This window comes from Streptomyces corynorhini, assembly GCF_003346515.1.
Lineage (GTDB): Bacteria > Actinomycetota > Actinomycetes > Streptomycetales > Streptomycetaceae > Streptomyces > Streptomyces corynorhini.
The window spans coordinates 31,659-49,961 of record NZ_QQNA01000001.1 but is presented as its reverse complement, the minus strand read 5'-3'; the positions used below and the strand labels follow the sequence as shown (position 1 = coordinate 49,961).

Below are 18,303 nucleotides of genomic sequence, written 5' to 3'. Positions count from 1 at the left end.
GGCGGGCGGGGGGGCGGGCGGGACTTCGAAGACTAGGCGGAGACGGCCTCGGCCAGGACCGCCTCGGCGTCCAGCGTCGTGCCGACCGCCGTGATCACCGCCGCGATCTTGAAGGCTTCCTGGATCGTCTCGCGGTCCACCCCGGCCCCGCGCAGCACCTGCTCGTGCGAGTCGAGGCACTGGCCGCAGCCGTTGACGGCGGAGACGGCGAGCGACCACAGCTCGAAGTCGACCTTCTCCACGCCCGGCTTGCCGATGACGTTCATCCGCAGACCGGCCCGCAGCGTCCCGTACTCGGGGTCCGACAGCAGATGCCGGGTCCGGTAGAAGACGTTGTTCATCGCCATGATCGCGGCGGCCGACTTGGCCGCCGTGTACGCCTCGGGCTCCAGCTTCTCCCGGGCCTCCGGCTCCAGCTCGCGCAGCACGCGCGGCGAGCGGGAGGCGATCGCGCAGGCCAGCACCGTGCCCCAGAGCCGCTGCTCGGACAGCTCGCTGTTGCCGATGACCGAACCGAGGTTGAGCTTCAGGTCCTTGGCGTAGTCCGGCAGCGCGGACTTCAGCTCATCGAGTGACATCCGGTATCACTCGCCCGACAGGAGCTTGACGGGGTCGAGCGTCGTCTCGCCCTTGTTCCAGTTGCACGGGCACAGCTCGTCGGTCTGCAGGGCGTCCAGCACCCGCAGGACCTCCTTGGGGTTACGGCCCACGGAACCGGCGGTCACCATCGTGAACTGGATCTCGTTGTTGGGGTCGACGATGAAGACGGCGCGCTGCGCGAAGCCGTCAGCGCCCTCGATGCCGAGGTCGCGCATCAGCTCGTGCTTCGAGTCGGCGAGCATCGGGAACGGCAGGTCGGTCAGGTCCGGGTGGTCCTTGCGCCAGGCGTGGTGCACGAACTCGGAGTCACCGGAGAAGCCGAGGATCTGGGCGTCGCGGTCGGCGAAGTCGTCGTTGAGCCGGCCGAAGGCCGCGATCTCCGTCGGGCACACGAAAGTGAAGTCCTTGGGCCAGGCGAAGACGACCTTCCACTTGCCCTCGTAGGTCTTGTGGTCGATCTGCGAGAACTCCTTGCCGCTCTCCAGGGAGACACAGGCGGTCAGATCGAACGAGGGAAACTTGTCACCAACAGTGAGCACGCGCGCTCCTTGCGAGGGGAGGGAATCCCTTTTGGGGTCTTCCGGGGGGTCGGACAGGTTACTGATGGTGGCACAGAGACTATTGATCATAGAAATAGCTAGACTCGGTCGCCGTGATCGGAGGTACCTATCAGTGAAGGTGGCGGGCGTGGCACAGACGACCGAGGTACGAGAGGTGAGAGGGGCGCGCGAGGCGATAGCGGCGCGAGACGTGCGAGAGGTGCAGGCGGCGCGCGAGGCGGAAGGGGGTACGGGACCGTGGTCGTGAGACAGCGGCAGCCCGGCCGGTCCCCGGCGCCGTACCTGGGCCAGCCCGTGCCGCGCGCCAAGCAGCCCAGCCTCTCCCAGCTGCGCGCCTTCGCCGCCGTGGCCGAGCATCTGCACTTCCGGGACGCGGCCGCCGCGATCGGGATGAGCCAGCCCGCCCTCTCCGGGGCGCTCTCCGCGCTGGAGGAGGCGCTCGGCGTGCAGCTCGTGGAGCGTACGACACGCCGGGTGCTGCTCTCCCCGGCCGGTGAGCGCCTCGCGGTCCGCGCCAAGGCGGTGCTGTACGCGGTGGGGGCGCTGCTGGACGAGGCCGAGGCGGTACGGGCGCCGTTCACCGGGGTGCTCAGGCTCGGCGTGATCCCGACCGTCGCGCCGTACCTGCTGCCCTCGGTGCTGCGGCTGGTCCAGGAGCGCTATCCGGCGCTCGACCTCCAGGTCCACGAGGAGCAGACCTCCTCCCTGCTGGAGGGGTTGCCGGCCGGGCGGCTCGACCTGCTGCTGCTCGCCGTGCCGCTCGGTCAGCCGGCCGTCACCGAACTGCCGCTGTTCGAGGAGGACTTCGTCCTGATCACCCCCGACGGGCACGAGTTCGCCGGGCGCCACGACCTGCCGCGCGAGGCGCTGCGCGAACTGCCGCTGCTGCTGCTCGACGAGGGCCACTGCCTGCGCGATCAGGCCCTGGACATCTGCCGGGAGGCCGGCCGCGCCGACGGGGTGCCCGTGACCACCACGGCGGCGGGGCTGGCCACCCTCGTGCAGCTCGTCGCGGGCGGTCTCGGCGTCACGCTGCTGCCGCGTACGGCGGTGCGGGTGGAGACCGGCCGCAGCGACCGGCTCGCCACCGGCTACTTCGCCGCCCCGGCGCCCGCCCGCCGGATCGCGCTGGCGATGCGGACGGGCGCGGCGCGGGCCGCCGAGTTCGAGGAGTTCGCCGCCGCGCTGCGCGAGGCGCTGCGGGAGCTTCCGGTACGGGTGGCGGCCGCGCCGCCGGGTGTCACTCCGCGCGCAGACCGTCCGGCCGCGTCATCCGCCACAGCGGCGGCATGGAGACCAGCGTCACCAGGGTGACCATCGCCATGCCGGTGCCCGCGAAGGGCAGGAAGACCCAGCCGTCGGCGAGCGGTTTGCCGAGCATGTCCAGCATGAGGGTCCCGAGCGTCAGCCCGCCGACGACCGACAGCGCCGTACCGAGCACCACCGGTACGGCGCTCTGCCACAGCACCGACCAGGCGAGCGTCGAGCGGCGCGTGCCGAGGGCGACCAGCACCGCCAGCGCCCTTCTGCGCTCGCGCAGTTGCTCGATCTGGGCGATGAGCAGGCTCGCGGCGATCAGCGCCATGGTGGCGGTGCCGCCGACCAGCAGTCCGCTCTGGAGGCTGGCGTAGCGCCGGTCGCGTTCGACGACCCTGAAGGTGGTCACCCGTAGGGTGGGGTCGATCCGGGCCGCGGCGTTGCGCAGATACTCCTCGGCGTCCGGGACGGCGGGGTCGAGCCGCAGGGCGGCGCCGGTGCTGCTCTCCGGCAGCATGGCCGGGTCGAGGGCGCCGGGGGTGGCGAGGATGCCTTCGCTCCCCAGGCCGAGCTGGTCCTTCCTGGCCGTCACCGTCGGCGTCGACGCGGGCAGCGTCCACAGCACCGGCTCCGAACCCTCGCTCATCGAGGAGCTGTTGAGGTCGATGGGCTTGCCCGGCCGGGCCGTCCGGTCGATCCAGTCGTTCTGCTCGCGGTCGTGCGCGTAGTGGGAGACGAAGGTGTCCCCGTCCGCGCAGGACGGCAGCGCGGCGAGTTCCCGCAGGGTGGCGCAGTCGCCGATGGTCAGGCTGGTGGTGGGCCGGATGCGCTCGCTCACGGCGCCCGGCCGCACGACATAGTCCTGGGTCGTGGCGATGACCCGGGTGACCCCCTCGGTGGAGCGGAAGTCCTCGGCCATCCGCCGGGTGAGTGCGGCGCTGCCGTAGTCCGCGGTGACGGTGATGTCCGCCCGCGCCGGATTCCGGCCGGTGATCTCGACGAACTCCGCGTGCATACCGCCGAACACCATCTGGAGCGCGATGGCCCCGGCGACGGCCACGGTGATCCCGCTGACCGCCCGCGCCGCCGAGCCGCTGTCCAACTGGAGCCGGCGCGTGGCGAGCTGCCAGGACACCGGCCCGCGGCGCGCCCCGCGGACCACCGCCCCGACCAGCCAGGGCAGCAGCGTGGTCAGACCGCCCAGCAACAGGGTCGCGCCGAGCGCGAGGGGAATCGGATCGGCCTCGTGCCCCACATCACCGACCGAGCCGATCCACAGGAGCACCCCGACGCCCGTCGCGGGCGGCAGCAGCCGCCACCACAGCCTGCGGCGCGGGGCGGCGGACTCCCGTACCACCCCGAGCGGATCGATCGTCACCGAGCGCAGCGCGACCGTGGTCACCAGGACGGCGGCCACCGGTACGGCGACCACGATCAGCCCGGCCAGCGCCGGTCCCGGCACCAGGTCGGCGGGGAAGGCGCTGACGCCCCACAGCCGTACCCCGCCCGCCAGCGGCCGGGCGGCCAGGAACAGGCCGAGCCCGGTCAGCAGCCCGAGCCCCGCGCCGAACAGCGCCTCGCCCGCGGCGATCCGCCGGGTCATCCGGATGTCCGCGCCCACCAGCCGCAGCGCGGCCAGCCCGCGGTCCCTGCGCTCGCCGCCGAAGCGGACGGCGGTGGCGATGAAGATGATCACCGGCACCAGCAGCACCACGCAGACCATCGTGATCAGCGGCATCAGCAGCGGATCCGCCGGTTCCTGGAGGGAGGGGGCGCCGAAGCCCTCGGTCCGCCATCCGCCGGTGGCCTCGGTGAGGGTGTCGCTGCCCGCGTAGTAGTACAGCTCCCCGGGGTCCAGGAGTCCGGCGGCGCCGATGGTGCCGACGATCCGCCGGTCCAGCCGCTCCTTGAGCAGCGCGCCCCTGGGCGAGTCCAGCAGCGCGCGCAGGGCGGGGGAGACCGTGATCTCCCCGGGCCCCGGCAGCCGGGAGAGCCCCGGCGGCAGCGGCGGACGCGCCCCGTCCGGGCGCACCAGCCGGCCGTTGACCGTGTCGCCGCGGTACTCGGTCGTCGTGTCGTTCAGGACGAGGGTGGTCTCCGAGCGCCCCACCTTCCTGTCGGGCGCGTCCGCGGGGGCGAACCGCGCGTGCGTGCCCGCGAACCGCGCGTCCGCGCGCTTGGCGCGCTCGTCGAGCAGATGCGGTACGGACGAGGCGGCGAAGAGCAGGGCGACGCCGAGTCCGACGCCCAGGGCGACCAGCGCGGTACGGGCCCACCCGGCCCGGCCGCCCGTGACGGCCAGCCGTACGCCGAGCCCGAGATCACGCAGCCGGTCGCGCACGGCGCCACCGGCCACGACCGGCCGCAGCGGCGAATCAGGCAGCCGCGAATCAGGCAACGGCGAATCAGGCAACGGCGGGACAGACAGCCGCGAATCAGGCGGCGGCGGGACGGGGGAGCCCGGGGAGCGGGGCGGCACAGGGCTCCCGTCGGACCCGTAGGGGTCTTCGGGGCCGTCGGACGGCGTCATACGGCGAACTCCGACGCGTGGGACCTGCCGTCGCGCACGACGATCTCGCGGTCCGAGTAGGCGGCGACCCGCGCCTCGTGCGTGACCAGGACGACCGCCGCGCTGGTGGCCCGCGCCGTGCGGGTCAGCAGCTCCATCACCCGCTCACCGTTGAGGGAGTCGAGCGCGCCGGTCGGCTCGTCCGCGAAGATCACCCGCGGCGAGGTGGCCAGCGCGCGGGCGACCGCGACGCGCTGGCCCTGGCCGCCGGAGACCTCACCGAGCCGCTGGGTGGCCACGGTGTCGACCTCCAGGCGCTCCAGCCACTCCAGCGCGGCGCGCTCGGCGGGGCGCCGCTTGACGCCCCCGAGGCGCAGCGGCAGCGCCACGTTCTCCACACACGTCAACTCGGGCACGAGGCGGCCGAACTGGAAGACGAAGCCGAACTCCGTACGGCGCAGCGCGGAGCGCTCCGCGTCCGGCAGGCCGGTCAGCTCACGGCCCCGGTAGGTGACGGTGCCCGCGTCGGGGCTGACGATCCCGGCCAGGCAGTGCAGCAGGGTCGACTTGCCGGAGCCCGAGGGACCCATGACGGCGACGACCTCGCCGGGGTGGATGGAGAACGACACGCCGTCGAGCGCGGGCGTGCGCCCGTACGTCTTGCGCAGCCCGTCCGCCACCAGCAGGGAGCCGGCGGGCGTCACGCGCGTACCTCCGCCGCGAGCCGGTCCAGCCGGGCGGCGGTCAGCTCCAGCCAGCGCAGATCCGCCTCCAGATGGAACAGCGCGTGATCGCAGATCAGCTGATCGGCGAGGTCGCCGCGCTGCTTGCGGGCGGTCAGCTCGCGCATTCTGCGCAGGTGTGCGGCCCGTTGGGTGTCCAGCAGTTCGGCGGCACCGCGGCCGGTGAGCAGCGCGATGACGACCTTGGTGTAGAGGGTCGACTGGAGATAGGAGTCCGGGCTCTCCGGCTGCGCGAGCCACTGTGCCACGTCGGTGATCCCCGAGTCGGTGATGGCGTACCGCTTGCGCTCGGGGCCGCCGCCGGACTCGACGCCGTCCACGACGACGAGACCGTTCTTGAGCAGCCGGGACATGGTCGAGTAGACCTGCCCGTAGTGGAGGGGGCGGTCGTGGCCGAACTGTTCGTCGAAGGCGCGCTTCAGGTCGTAGCCGTGGCGCGGTCCCGACTCCAGGAGCCCGAGGAGGGTGTGACCGATTGACATACGAGCACCCTATACACCTTCTATACACGGGATGTATAGAGGAGGGTCGGGCGCTCTTCCGCCCGCCCATCCCCTTTCTTCGCCCCGTCCCGGTGCGGCCAGGACCCCTCTGCCGCGGCCCGCGGCGTCGTACGCCGCGGGATCCGGCGGCGCGCGCCTCGCAACCTTCCCGCTCCGTCAGGAGTCGGTTCCAGATGAGAAGGGTGCTGATTGTCACGTCCCAAAAGATCGGATCAGTCGCCCTTTGTCATAGGGAGCGGTGTTAGCTTTCTGAGCTGATTCCGGTGGGTGAGAGCGGCGCACGAGACCTGACGACCAGAACTGAGAGCGGAGCGACACGGCGATGGGCCGAGCGGAAGCCAGACGGGCGGGGCAGCACGCCGCGCCGCGCGCCAAGAAGGGCGTCATACGCCGCCTCTTCACATGGAAGAAGATGCTCGGTACGTTCTTCGTCCTGTCCCTGCTCACCATGGGCGGGCTGTTCGTGGTCTACCTGATGGTCCCGGTGCCCAACGCCAACGCCCAGGCCGAGATGCAGAGCAACGTCTACAAGTACGGCGACGGCACGATCCTGGCCCGTACCGGCAAGGTCAACCGCGAGATCGTCGGCTTGGACAAGATCCCCACCAAGGTCCAGCGCTCCTTCGTCGCCGCCGAGAACAAGAGCTTCTACAACGACAACGGCGTCGACTTCAAGGGCACCGCGCGCGGCGTGATCAACACCCTCTCGGGCAAGGGCAAGCAGGGTGGCTCGACCATCACCCAGCAGTACGTCAAGAACTACTTCCTGACCCAGGACCAGACGGTCACCCGCAAGCTCAAGGAGCTGGTGATCTCCCTCAAGGTCGACCGGAAGATGAGCAAGAGCGACATCCTCGCCGGCTACATCAACACCAGCTACTACGGTCGCGGCGCCTACGGCATCCAGGCCGCCGCACAGGCGTACTACGGTGTCGACGCCGTCGACCTCAGCGTCTCGCAGGGCGCCTACCTCGCCGCGCTGCTCCAGGCCCCCAGCCAGTACGACTGGACCACCGCCACCGCGGGCGCCAAGAAGCTCGTCACGCGGCGCTGGAACTACGTCCTCGACAACATGGTCGAGAAGGACTGGCTGAGCCCCGCGGAGCGCGAGGGCCTGAAGTTCGACATGCCGCACGAGCCCAAGGCCGCCCCCGGAATGGAGGGCCAGACCGGCTATATCGTCGACGCGGCCAACGACGAGCTGGCCGCGCAGGGCATCGACAAGGCACAGATCGCCAAGGGCGGCTGGACCATCACGCTCACCGTGGACAAGAAGAAGCAGCGGGAGCTGGTCAAGGCGGTCGACCGGCAGTTGGAGAGCAAGATCGACCGCAAGAAGAACAAGACGGACGCGACCGTCCAGGCCGGCGCCACCTCCGTCGACCCCAAGACGGGCCATGTGGTCGCGCTGTACGGCGGAGTCAGCGCCACCGAGCACTGGATATCCAACGCCACACGCTCCGACTACCAGCCCGCCTCCACCTTCAAGCCGCTCGTGCTCACCTCCGCCCTGGAGAACGGCTCCGAGACCCAGGACGGCCGGAAGATCGACACGGCCACCCTGTACGACGGCACCAGCAAGCGGCCCGTCGTGGGCAGTGACACCCCCTTCGCCCCGCAGAACGAGGACGACCGCGACTACGGCTCCGTCGACGTCCAGAAGGCGATGAACCTCTCCGTCAACTCCGTCTTCGCGCAGATGGTCGTGGACGTCGGCCCCGCGAAGGTCAAGCGGACCGCCTTGGACCTGGGGATGCCGGACAAGGGTTTCCCCGAGCGGCCCGCCATCACCCTCGGCACGATGAACGCCTCCACCTGGGACATGGCGGGGGTGTACGCCACCCTCGACAACCACGGCAAGAAGGTCACCCCGGTCATCGTGAAGTCCGCCGAACACCGGGACCGCGAGACGCTCACCACGCCCGACGCCATCGGCAAACAGGTGGTCAGCCGCCAGACGGCCGACACCGTCACCCATGTCCTCCAGGGCGTCGTGAAGGACGGCTCCGGCCAGGCGGCCCACACCGGCGACTACCAGGCGGCGGGCAAGACCGGCACCTCGGAGTCGAACAAGTCCGCGTGGTTCGCCGCCTACACCCCCCGACTCACCACGGTGGTCGCGCTGTACGGCGAGTCCGCGAAGGAGGGCGGCGGACAGGTCACCCTGACCGGCACCGCCAACTCCGGCCGGGCGAACGGCGGCGGCTTCCCCGCCAGGATCTGGGCGGACTACACCCTCGGCGCGCTGAACGGCGGCTCGGACGCGAAGTTCGACCTCGACATCGCGCGGCCCGAGAAGATCCTCCCGTCGGTCACGTCGAGCCCCTCGGCGTCGACGTCGACCACCGCCCCGCCCTCGCCGAGCCGCAGCGAGACCACCGAGCCCGACCCGGACCCCACCCCGACGACCAGCGCCCCGGCCACCACCTCGCCGCCGCCCACCACGTCGGCGCCGCCCCCGGAGCCCGACCCGGACGAGTCGACCGATCCGGCCGAGTCCGGCGGCGCGGGCGGGAACGGCGGCGCGGACGGCGGCGGTGACGGAACCGGCCAGGACCGGGGGCCGAACCTGCTGTGACACGGCGACGCGGTGACACGGTGACGCGGTGACACGGTGACGCGGTGAGGCGATGACGCGGTGAGGCGATGACGCGGTGAGGCGATGACGCGTACGGCGGCGGGCCCCGCGCACGAGAGGTGCGCGGGGCCCGCCGCCGTATCCGCTCCGGTCCGCCCGAAGGCCCGCCGCTCAGCCGCCGTTGACCTTCGCGGCGATCCGGTCGCCGATGTTCTTGTCGATGTTGCGCCAGTACCGCAACGCCCGGTCCAGCACCGGCCGGGACACACCCTGCTTCAGATGCCCGCTGACGTTCGAGACCAGCCGGTCGCGCTGCGCGTCGTCCAGCACCTGCCTGACCTGGGTGCCCGCCTGGCCCCAGTCGTCGTCCTCGCGGTGGAGCCGGTACGCCTCGCGCACCATCTCGCCCGCCGACGCCCACCCCGCCGGCTCGCCGAACCGCTCGGTGTCCGCCGCGGGCCCGCCGTACGAGTTCGGTGCGTAAGGCCGCGCCGCGTTCGACGGCTCGTAACGCATCGGCCCGTCCTTCGCGTACGAATTGACCGGCGAATGCGGCCGGTTGGGCGGCAGCTGGGTGTAGTTCGGGCCGATCCGGTAGCGGTGCGTGTCCGGGTACGAGAAGAGGCGGCCCAGCAGCATCTTGTCCGGGGACGGGCCGATGCCCGGCACCAGATTCGAGGGCTCGAACGCCGCCTGCTCGATATGGACGAAGAAGTTGTCCGGATTCCTGTTGAGCGTCATCCGGCCGACGTCGATCAGCGGATAGTCGCCGTGCGGCCACACCTTGGTCAGGTCGAACGGGTTGAACCGGTAGTCGGCCGCCGCCTCGAACGGCATGATCTGGACCTTCAGGCTCCAGGTCGGCGCGTTGCCCGACGCGATCGACTCGTACAGATCGCGGCGGTGGTGGTCGCCGTCCGAACCGGCCATCTCGTCGGCGTCCGCCTGGGTGAGGCACTCGATGCCCTGGTCGGTCTTGAAGTGGTACTTCACCCAGAACCGCTCGCCCGCGCCGTTCACCCACATATAGGTGTGCGAGCTGTAGCCGTTCATGTGGCGGAAGGACTTCGGGATGCCCCGGTCGCCCATCAGCCACGTCACCTGGTGTGCCGACTCGGGCGACAGCGTCCAGAAGTCCCACTGCATGTCGTTGTCGCGCAGCCCGGTCGCCGGATGGCGCTTCTGCGAGCGGATGAAGTCCTGGAACTTGATCGGGTCGCGCACGAAGAAGACCGGCGTGTTGTTGCCGACCATGTCGTAATTGCCGTGCTCCGTGTAGAACTTCAGCGCGAAGCCGCGCGGATCGCGCCAGGTGTCCGGCGAGCCGAGTTCACCGGCGACCGTGGAGAAGCGGGCCAGCATCTCGGTGCGCCTGCCCGGCTGGAAGAGGTCCGCCTTGGTGAACTGGCTGACGTCATGGGTCACTTCGAAGACGCCGTACGCCCCCGCGCCCTTCGCGTGGACCACGCGCTCAGGTACCCGCTCCCGGTTGAACTGCGCCATCTTCTCGATGAGGTAGTGGTCCTGGAGCAGGATGGGGCCGTCCGGGCTGACGGTGAGCGAGTGCTCGTCGCTCTCCACCGGGATGCCGACGTTGTTGGTGGTGTGCGTCACGCGTGTCCTCCCGTCGTGAGAGGTCCTGGCCGGGGCCAGGACCTGGGCAGCGGTCACTACGGGCCGCCTGCCCCAGCTAACCTCTCCGACACCCCGTCGGCAACATATGTACGGCTCCACGCCGATTGTTGGGTTTTGCCACCGCTTGTCCGGTACGGGCGCCGTGGGCCCGTACCGTCGCTACGTCGCGGACGGCGGCCTGGTCGTCAGTTCGAACCAGACGACCTTGCCGGTGGAGAGCCGGGTGGCGCCCCAGCGCCGCGCCAGCCGGTTCACCAGGAACAGACCCCGGCCGCCCTCGTCGGTGTCGCGGGCCCGCCGCTGCCTGGGCAGCTGCGGCGAATCGTCCCCGACCTCGCAGCGCAGTACCTCCGTACGGAGCAGCCGCAGCGTCACGGGACGCTCCGCGTACCGCACGGCGTTGGTCACCACCTCGCTGATCAGCAGCTCCACCGAGTCGCTCAGCTCCTCCAGGTCCCAGCGGGCCAGCGCCCGCCGGGCGAGCCGCCTGGCCCGGCCCGGAGCCGCGTCCTCCGGATCCAGCGACCAGCACGCCACATCGCTCGGCGCGATCCCGTCGAACCGGGCGGCGAGCAGCGCGATGTCGTCGTCCCGGTCGCCAGGACCCAGTACGTCGAGCACGTCGTCGCAGAGCGCCTCCAGCGGCGGCGCGTGGTCCGGGCCGGTGAGCTGGGCGGTGGCGGCGAGCCGCTCCCGCAGCTGCTCGATCCCCGTCCACACGTCCCGCAGCCGCGACTCCACCAGTCCGTCCGTGTAGAGCAGCAGCGTCGCCCCGGCGGGCGCGTCCAGCTCGACCGCCTCGAAGTCGACGCCGCCGACCCCGATCGGCGCCCCCGGCGGCACCCGAAGCACCTCGGCCCGGCCGCCCAGGTGGAGCAGTATGGGCGGCGGATGGCCGGCGTTGGCGATGGTGATCCGGTGCGCGACCGGGTCGTACACCGCGTAGAGGCAGGTCGCCATCCGGTCCGTGCCGAGCCGCTGGGCCTGCTCGTCCAGATGGTGCAGGACCTCCTGCGGCGGCAGGTCGAGCCCGGCCAGGGTCTGCGCGGTGGTCCGCAGCTGGCCCATGATCGCCGCCGAGGTCATCGAGTGGCCCATGACGTCGCCCACGACCAGGGCGACCCGGCTGCCGGGCAGCGGGATCGCGTCGTACCAGTCGCCGCCGACCCGGGCGGTCTCGGCGGCCGGCAGATAGCGCGAGGCCAGCCGCACCCCGGTGGGCTGCGGAAGGTTCTCCGGCAGCATCGTGCGCTGGAGTTCGTCGGCGATGTACGCCTCACGGCCGTAGAGCACCGCCTTGTCGATGCCCAGCGCCGTGTGCGTGGCCAGCTGCGCGGCGACCAGCAGGTCGTTCGCCTCGAAGGCGGACCGGTCCGGCCTGCGCAGGAAGACGGCCGCGCCGATGACCCGGCGCCGGCCGCGCAGCGGCGCGAGGATCGCGCGGTGCCCGTTCGGCACGGTGCGGTCGGCGCCCAGCAGCTCCGGCAGCGCGGCCCGCGCCGCCGCCGAGTCGCCGAAGACCGGCCGCACCCCCCGCAGCACCTCGGAGAGCGCGCCGCCCGACTGCACCTCGCACAGCTCGGCGGCCGGCAACACGTCCGACTGCGGGTCCAGCAGCGGCAGCCTGACCCCCTCGGCGACCTGGAGCGGCAGCCCGCCCGCGCCCAGCGCGTTCTCCGGGTCGTCGTCGCTCATCCGCAGCCGGTCGGTGCGGCGCAGCCGCAGCACGAACGGCGAGACGGGACGGTCGTCGCCCACCGGCAGCGGATCGCGCAGATAGACGAGTATGGCGTCCGAGAACGTCGGCACGGTCGCCCGGCACAGCCCCAGCACGATCTCGTCCAGGTCTATGCCCCGGGCGATCCGCCGGGTGGCGGCACCCACGAAGCGCAGCCGGTCGCCCTCGCGCCGCGCCGTCGTGGCGGGGTCGGGCGCCTGGGCCGGCACAGCCGGCTGCGGCGAGGGCACCGCCTCCTGCCGAGGCCGGGTACGTTCCTGGGACCGGGCAACCAGAGGCTGCCGGCCTTCGTGGGAGGGGGGGTGCTCCGTCACGCGTGGGATTCCGTCCGTCCGGGCCGGGGCTGCGAGGCGGTCGCTTCGACTGGCGACACGGTGGACCGGGGACCGTACCGGCAGCGGCGGATGCCGCTCCCTCCCCGTTCACCAGGTGAAACTACCCCTCGGCAGGCGGCGTCGACAGGGTGGTGGCCGAAACGCACGGCTCCACCCCCTCGTAGTGACTCACGGTCGTTGTGTTGTGCGGTCGTTGTGCTCGGCGGTCGTACCGGTCGACCGTGTGGCGTGTGGTGTGAGAAGCGCTGTGACTCATGATCAGTCCGGTGACGGCGCAGGTCTGTTGCCACGCTGCAGTCTTCCGGAGGACGATCCTACGTTTGAACCCAGGGGTGGTATCAAGGGTCTCCCGACTTCTCCCCGGCCCCGGCTCCCCGCCCCCCGTGGATCACCCGCGATCGGGGGGTACGAGCGGTCAGCAGACCGCCCGTACGGGTGCGCTGTCCCAGCCCTGCGGCAGCTCGGGCACCGGCCACGCCGGGTCGGGCCGCCAGTGCTCCCAGCCGCCGTCGAACGGGGCGCCCCACGCGTCGATCGTCTCGATCGCCGCCCGGCCCGCCGCCTCCACCCGGCGTGCCTGGGCCGGCTCCATCAGCCCGTCCCGCTGGGCCTGCGCGAACTCGTCCTCGTCACGCCAGCGCCAGCTGCGGTCCGGATAGACGTCGATGTCCAGAAAGTGGTCCTCGGAGTCGACGCCGCCCGCCCAACGGGTCAGCGGCTCCTCCAGGTTCACGTACCAGTGCTGGAAGCGCCAGCCGCGCTCCCACCACAGCCAGACCGACCACGGCTCGCCGGGGCGCGCCAGCTTCAGCACGCCCATGCCGTACCACCGGTCGCGCACCACGGTGCGCGGCTTGGTGTAGCGGGTGGCCAGCGGCTCGTGGTGGATCGGCGTGCCGTCCGCGAGCACCGGCCGCACACACGGCGTGTCGGGCGCCAGCCAGGCGGCGAGCAACTCGTCGGTATCCTGTACGACCGTGACCGGACGGCAGATGTGGACCCGGTCCCCGGCGTTCTCCCGGTACCGCCACAGAATCCGCTCACCGGGCGCCCAGCGCCCGCCCTCCGCCTGCCCGCTCGCCGTTCTCACCGTCGCTGTCATGGACAGATCCTAGGGCGTGTCCGCGGAGTCCCGCCTGCCCCGCGGCGTCCGGCACGCCCGCTCGCGTCGTGGCCGGGATCGCCCCCGTACATCCGTACGGGGACGGCCCTCGGCCGTGCGGGAGCGGCTCGGGATCCGAAGGACGCGTCAAACGCCGAGGCGCGGCGAGCGCAGCGCACCGGATGCCACGGGGGCCCGCCCTTGGCGCGGACGGCGCTGCTTCGACGACAGGGCCTGAGCCGTGCGCGGTCGCGGCACAGGGCGCGCCCACGCACCGGCCCCGGGGGGTTCCTCCGGGTCTTACGGGTGCGTCATACGCAGCACATCGAGCGCCGCGTCGAGCTGCTCCAGGGTGAGGTCCCCGCGTTCCACATAGCCGAGCGCCAGCACCGTCTCGCGGATCGTCGTCCCGTCGGCGAGGGACTTCTTGGCCACCTTGGCGGCCTCCTCGTACCCGATGTACTTGTTCAGCGGGGTGACGACGGACGGCGACGACTCGGCGTACTGCCGGGCGCGCTCGGCATGGGCGACGATGCCGTCCACCGTACGGTCGGCGAACAGCCGCGAGACGTTGGTGAGCAGCCGCACCGACTCCAGCAGATTCTTGGCGATCACCGGGAGCATCACGTTCAGCTCGAAGTTCCCGGCGGCGCCGGCCGCGGCGACCGTCGCGTCGGCGCCGGTGACCTGGGCGGCGACCATCAGGACCGCCTCCGGGATCACCGGGTTGACCTTGCCGGGCATGATCGAGGAGCCGGGCTGGAGATCGGGGAGACTGATTTCGGCCAGTCCGGTGCGCGGGCCCGACGCCATCCAGCGCACATCGTTGGCGATCTTGGTGAGGGAGACGCCGAGCGTACGGAGCTGCCCGGACGTCTCCACCAGCCCGTCCCGCGCGCCCTGCGCCTCGAAGTGGTCGCGGGCCTCGGTCAGCGGCAGCCCCGTCTCGTGCGCCACCTCGGCGATGACGGCCGCCGAGAAGCCGGGCGGCGTGTTGATGCCGGTGCCCACCGCCGTACCGCCGAGGGGCAGCTCCGCGAGCCGGGGCAGCGAGGCCGTCAGCCGCTCCACGGCGTACCGCACCTGGGCGGCGTAGCCGCCGAACTCCTGGCCGAGCGTGACGGGCGTGGCGTCCATCAGGTGCGTACGGCCCGACTTGACGACGTCGGCGAACTCGACGGACTTGCGCTCCAGCGCGGCGGCGAGGTGGTCGAGCGCCGGGATCAGCTCGCCGGTGACGGCGGCGGTCGCGGCGATGTGGATGCTGGAGGGGAAGACGTCGTTGGAGCTTTGCGAGGCGTTGACGTGGTCGTTCGGATGGACGTCGCGGCCGAGCCGCTCGGTGGCGAGGGTCGCGAGCACCTCGTTGGTGTTCATGTTGGACGAGGTGCCCGAGCCGGTCTGGAAGACGTCGACCGGGAAATGCTCGTCCCAGCGGCCCTCCGCCACCTCGGCGGCGGCGGCCCTGATGGCGTCCGCGACGTCCCGGTCGATCACCCCGAGATCGGCGTTGACCTTGGCGGCGGCGGACTTGACGCGGGCCAGCGCCTCGATGTGGGCGCGCTCCAGGCGCTGTCCCGAGATGGGGAAGTTCTCCACCGCGCGCTGCGTCTGGGCACGCCACTTGGCGTACGCCGGGACACGTACCTCGCCCATGGAGTCGTGCTCGGTCCGGTACTGGTTCGCGTCGGTCGTCATCGTGGTCGTACCTCCTGCAGGGGAGAGCGTCCGGGAGATCGATTGTGTTCCCCATGGTGCCCGCCGTGACGCCCCCGCCCCGGGAAGAGGTACGACCACCCGCGCCCGCGCGCCCCTGCCCACGCGCCGGGTTTACGCGAGGCCGGGGCCGCGTACGGGGATGTTGGTGAAGGTGGGGGCCGGGGCGGGTTCGGTGAAGAAGTCGTTTCCCTTGGCTCTTCCTGCCGATGGCTGCCCTCGCGTCGCTCGGCCCCTGGGGGCCTCCCGGGCTTCGGGCAGCCGCGCCGGACTCCGTCCGTCGGTCGGCGTCGCGCGCCGGGTTACGCGAGGCCGGGGCCGCGTACCGGGATGTTGGTGAAGGTGGGGGCCGGGGCGGGCTCCGTGAAGAAGTCATTGCCCTTGTCGTCCACGACGACGAACGCGGGGAAGTCCTCCACCTCGATCTTCCAGACCGCCTCCATGCCCAGCTCCTCGTACTCGACGACCTCGACCTTCTTGATGCAGTCCTGCGCCAGCCGGGCCGCCGGGCCGCCGATCGAGCCGAGGTAGAAGCCGCCGTGCGCGCCGCAGGCGTCGGTCACCTGTTTCGAACGGTTGCCCTTGGCGAGCATGACCTTCGAGCCGCCCGCCGCCTGGAACTGCTCCACGTACGAGTCCATCCGACCGGCCGTCGTCGGCCCGAAGGACCCCGAGGCGTACCCCTCGGGGGTCTTCGCCGGGCCCGCGTAGTAGACCGGGTGGTCCTTCAGGTACTGGGGCATCTCCTCGCCCGCGTCCAGCCGCTCCTTGATCTTCGCGTGCGCGATGTCGCGCGCCACGACCAGCGGTCCGGTGAGCGAGAGCCGCGTCTTGACCGGATACCTCGTCAGCTCGGCCAGGACCTCGTCCATCGGCCGGTTGAGGTCGATCCGCACCACGCTGTCGTCCGTACCGAGGTGCTCGTCGGTGGTGTCGGGCAGGAAGCGCGCCGGGTCCTTCTCCAGCTGCTCCAGGAAGACGCCCTCCGCGGTGATCTTCGCGACGGCCTGGCGGTCGGCCGAGCAGGAGACGGCGATCGCGACGGGCAGCGACGCCCCGTGGCGCGGCAGCCGCACCACGCGCACGTCGTGGCAGAAGTACTTGCCGCCGAACTGGGCGCCGATCCCGATCCGCTGCGTCAGCTCGAAGACCTTCTGCTCCAGCTCCTTGTCCCGGAAGCCGTGGCCGGTGGGGGAGCCCTCGGCGGGCAGCTCGTCCAGGTAGTGCGCCGAGGCGTACTTCGCGGTCTTCAGCGCGAACTCGGCCGAGGTGCCGCCCACGACGATCGCCAGGTGGTACGGGGGGCACGCCGCCGTACCCAGCGAACGGATCTTCTCCTCCAGGAATTTCATCATGGAGGCTTCGTTCAGGACGGCCTTGGTCTCCTGGTACAGGAACGACTTGTTCGCCGAGCCGCCGCCCTTCGCCATGAAGAGGAACTTGTAGGCGCCGCCGTCGGTCGCGTACAGCTCGATCTGCGCGGGCAGGTTCGAGCCGGTGTTCTTCTCGTCCCACATCGTCAGCGGCGCCATCTGCGAATAGCGCAGATTGAGCTTGGTGTACGCGTCGTAGATTCCGTGCGAAAGGGCTTCCTCGTCGCCGCCCTCGGTGAGCACGTTCTGCCCGCGCTTGCCCATCACGATCGCCGTGCCGGTGTCCTGGCACATGGGGAGTACGCCCGCCGCCGCGATATTCGCGTTCTTCAAGAGGTCGAGCGCCACGAACTTGTCGTTCGAGGATGCCTCGGGGTCGTCCACGATCCGGCGCAGCTGGGCCAGATGGGCCGGGCGCAGATAGTGCGAGATGTCGTGCATCGCCTCCGCGGCGAGCGTGCGCAGCGCCTCCGGCCCGACCTTGAGGAACGTACGGCCGTCGGCCTCGAACGTCGAGACACCCTCGGCGGTCACCAGCCGGTACGGGGTGGTGTCCTCTCCCAGGGGGAGCAGATCGGAGTACGCAAACTCTGGCATTACGGCCATTCCTCACTCGACGGGCGGTGACGCGGCCTCCATTGGCGGCGGCGCCCACCAGCCTAGGCCCTGTCCTCGAAGTGGCACCGTCCGCCCGAAGGGCGGGCCCCCGCGGTGTCCGGTGCGCTGCGCTCGCTTCGCTCGCTGCGCCTCGGCGGTTGACGCGTCCTTCGGATGCCGGGCGCTCCCGCGAGGCGGAGGGTCGCCCCATGTGTGCGCCGCGGACCGGGCCCTGTCCGGCAGGGAGCCCCGCCGGAGGGGTGGACGGCGCTCTTTGCCGGACAGGGCCTAGTCGCGATCTATCGCGTTTCGCTACCCTGTTGCCGTGGACCTCGAAAAGCACCCTCAGAAGCCGGTCGCCCCCGCTGAGCCCGCTGGCATCCGGGCCTCCGACGCCGACCGGGACCGGATCGCGGACATCCTCCGGGAAGCCCTGGCGCAGGGGCGACTGGACGCGGAGGAGCATGCGGAGCGGATCGACTCCGTCTACCGGGCCAAGACCGTCGGTGAACTGGAGCCGCTGGTCAGGGACTTGCCGGTGCCGGGGGGTGACACCGGCCCACCCTTCGCCGCCGCCTCCGCCCAGGGGGCTTACGGATACGCGGCGGAGAACACCGGTACCGAGAACATGGTGGCGATCTTCAGCAGTTCGGTGCGCAAGGGCCGCTGGCGCGTCGGCCGCAGGACCGACGCCTTCGCGCTCTTCGGCAATGTCGAGATCGATCTCACGGAGGCGTTGTTCAGTCAGCGGATCACGGTGATCAACGCGACGGCCATTTTCGGCAATGTCGAGATCCGCGTCCCACAGAACATCTCCATGCGGGGCAACGGCACCGGAATCCTCGGCAATTTCGAGGTCGACGCGCTGGTGGCCGAGGATTCGGAGGCGCCGACCGTCGTCGTCAACGGCTACTCGGTGTTCGGCAACGTGGAGGCCAAGCCGAAGCGCGGCAAGGTGATCACTGATCTGCGGAAACACCTGCGCAAGTACCTGGGCACCTGAGGCGCCCGCGCGCTCGGGCGCGTGGTGGTGCTTGAATTTCTGATTTCAACTTAC

13 protein-coding genes are annotated in these 18,303 nt (G+C 71.2%); 3 read left to right on the top strand and 10 right to left on the bottom strand.

What is annotated here, in order from left to right; translation table 11 throughout:
* Positions 1 to 32: 32 nt before the first annotated feature.
* Both DVH02_RS00205 and DVH02_RS00200 read right to left on the bottom strand, forming a co-directional pair.
* A complete protein-coding gene (locus DVH02_RS00205; RefSeq protein WP_114621596.1) occupies positions 33 to 578 on the bottom strand; it encodes an alkyl hydroperoxide reductase in 546 nt (181 codons plus the stop codon).
* 6 nt (positions 579 to 584) lie between these two features.
* Positions 585 to 1,139 carry a peroxiredoxin gene (locus tag DVH02_RS00200; RefSeq protein WP_114621595.1) on the bottom strand — a complete coding sequence of 185 codons (555 nt, stop codon included), beginning with the start codon at positions 1,137 to 1,139 and terminating at the stop codon, positions 585 to 587.
* Between the two features lie 264 nt (positions 1,140 to 1,403).
* On the opposite strand from DVH02_RS00200, the gene DVH02_RS00195 reads away from it, so the two are divergent.
* A complete protein-coding gene (locus DVH02_RS00195) occupies positions 1,404 to 2,474 on the top strand; it encodes a LysR substrate-binding domain-containing protein (protein ID WP_407697571.1) in 1,071 nt (356 codons plus the stop codon).
* On the opposite strand, the gene DVH02_RS00190 is transcribed toward DVH02_RS00195, so the two are convergent.
* The 3 genes from DVH02_RS00190 to DVH02_RS00180 are packed head-to-tail and all read right to left on the bottom strand — an operon-like array spanning position 2,401 to position 6,151.
* Positions 2,401 to 4,947: an FtsX-like permease family protein gene (locus DVH02_RS00190; protein WP_114621594.1), complete on the bottom strand. Its 2,547-nt coding sequence runs from the start codon at positions 4,945 to 4,947 to the stop codon at positions 2,401 to 2,403. The two genes, DVH02_RS00195 and DVH02_RS00190, sit on opposite strands and share 74 nt — an antisense overlap.
* The gene (locus DVH02_RS00185) at positions 4,944 to 5,630 is read right to left on the bottom strand and encodes an ABC transporter ATP-binding protein (protein WP_114621593.1); all 687 of its coding nucleotides are present in this window, start codon (positions 5,628 to 5,630) and stop codon (positions 4,944 to 4,946) included. The genes DVH02_RS00190 and DVH02_RS00185 overlap by 4 nt, the downstream gene beginning before the upstream one ends.
* A complete protein-coding gene (locus DVH02_RS00180; RefSeq protein WP_114621592.1) occupies positions 5,627 to 6,151 on the bottom strand; it encodes a PadR family transcriptional regulator in 525 nt (174 codons plus the stop codon). The genes DVH02_RS00185 and DVH02_RS00180 overlap by 4 nt, the downstream gene beginning before the upstream one ends.
* 343 nt (positions 6,152 to 6,494) lie before the next feature.
* On the opposite strand from DVH02_RS00180, the gene DVH02_RS00175 reads away from it, so the two are divergent.
* Positions 6,495 to 8,750: a transglycosylase domain-containing protein gene (locus DVH02_RS00175; RefSeq protein ID WP_114621591.1), complete on the top strand. Its 2,256-nt coding sequence runs from the start codon at positions 6,495 to 6,497 to the stop codon at positions 8,748 to 8,750.
* Positions 8,751 to 8,921: 171 nt separating this feature from the next.
* Here DVH02_RS00175 and DVH02_RS00170 read toward each other — a convergent pair whose 3' ends face one another.
* The 5 genes from DVH02_RS00170 to DVH02_RS00150 all read right to left on the bottom strand — a co-directional run bounded on the left by DVH02_RS00170 (position 8,922) and on the right by DVH02_RS00150 (position 17,246).
* Positions 8,922 to 10,364 carry a catalase gene (locus tag DVH02_RS00170; protein WP_114621590.1) on the bottom strand — a complete coding sequence of 481 codons (1,443 nt, stop codon included), beginning with the start codon at positions 10,362 to 10,364 and terminating at the stop codon, positions 8,922 to 8,924.
* A gap of 180 nt (positions 10,365 to 10,544) precedes the next feature.
* Complete coding sequence (locus DVH02_RS00165) at positions 10,545 to 12,437, bottom strand: SpoIIE family protein phosphatase (RefSeq protein ID WP_114621589.1); 1,893 nt, start codon at positions 12,435 to 12,437, stop codon at positions 10,545 to 10,547.
* Between the two features lie 436 nt (positions 12,438 to 12,873).
* The gene (gene fomD, locus DVH02_RS00160) at positions 12,874 to 13,560 is read right to left on the bottom strand and encodes a cytidylyl-2-hydroxypropylphosphonate hydrolase (RefSeq protein ID WP_114621588.1); all 687 of its coding nucleotides are present in this window, start codon (positions 13,558 to 13,560) and stop codon (positions 12,874 to 12,876) included.
* Between the two features lie 300 nt (positions 13,561 to 13,860).
* Positions 13,861 to 15,258, bottom strand: coding sequence for a class II fumarate hydratase (locus DVH02_RS00155; RefSeq protein ID WP_114621587.1), 1,398 nt, complete (start codon positions 15,256 to 15,258; stop codon positions 13,861 to 13,863).
* A gap of 320 nt (positions 15,259 to 15,578) precedes the next feature.
* Positions 15,579 to 17,246 carry a fumarate hydratase gene (locus DVH02_RS00150; RefSeq protein ID WP_114621586.1) on the bottom strand — a complete coding sequence of 556 codons (1,668 nt, stop codon included), beginning with the start codon at positions 17,244 to 17,246 and terminating at the stop codon, positions 15,579 to 15,581.
* A gap of 325 nt (positions 17,247 to 17,571) precedes the next feature.
* On the opposite strand from DVH02_RS00150, the gene DVH02_RS00145 reads away from it, so the two are divergent.
* Positions 17,572 to 18,249 (top strand): DUF1707 SHOCT-like domain-containing protein, encoded by a 678-nt coding sequence (locus DVH02_RS00145; RefSeq protein WP_114621585.1) that lies wholly within the window; start codon positions 17,572 to 17,574, stop codon positions 18,247 to 18,249.
* The last annotated feature ends 54 nt before the right edge of the window (positions 18,250 to 18,303 follow it).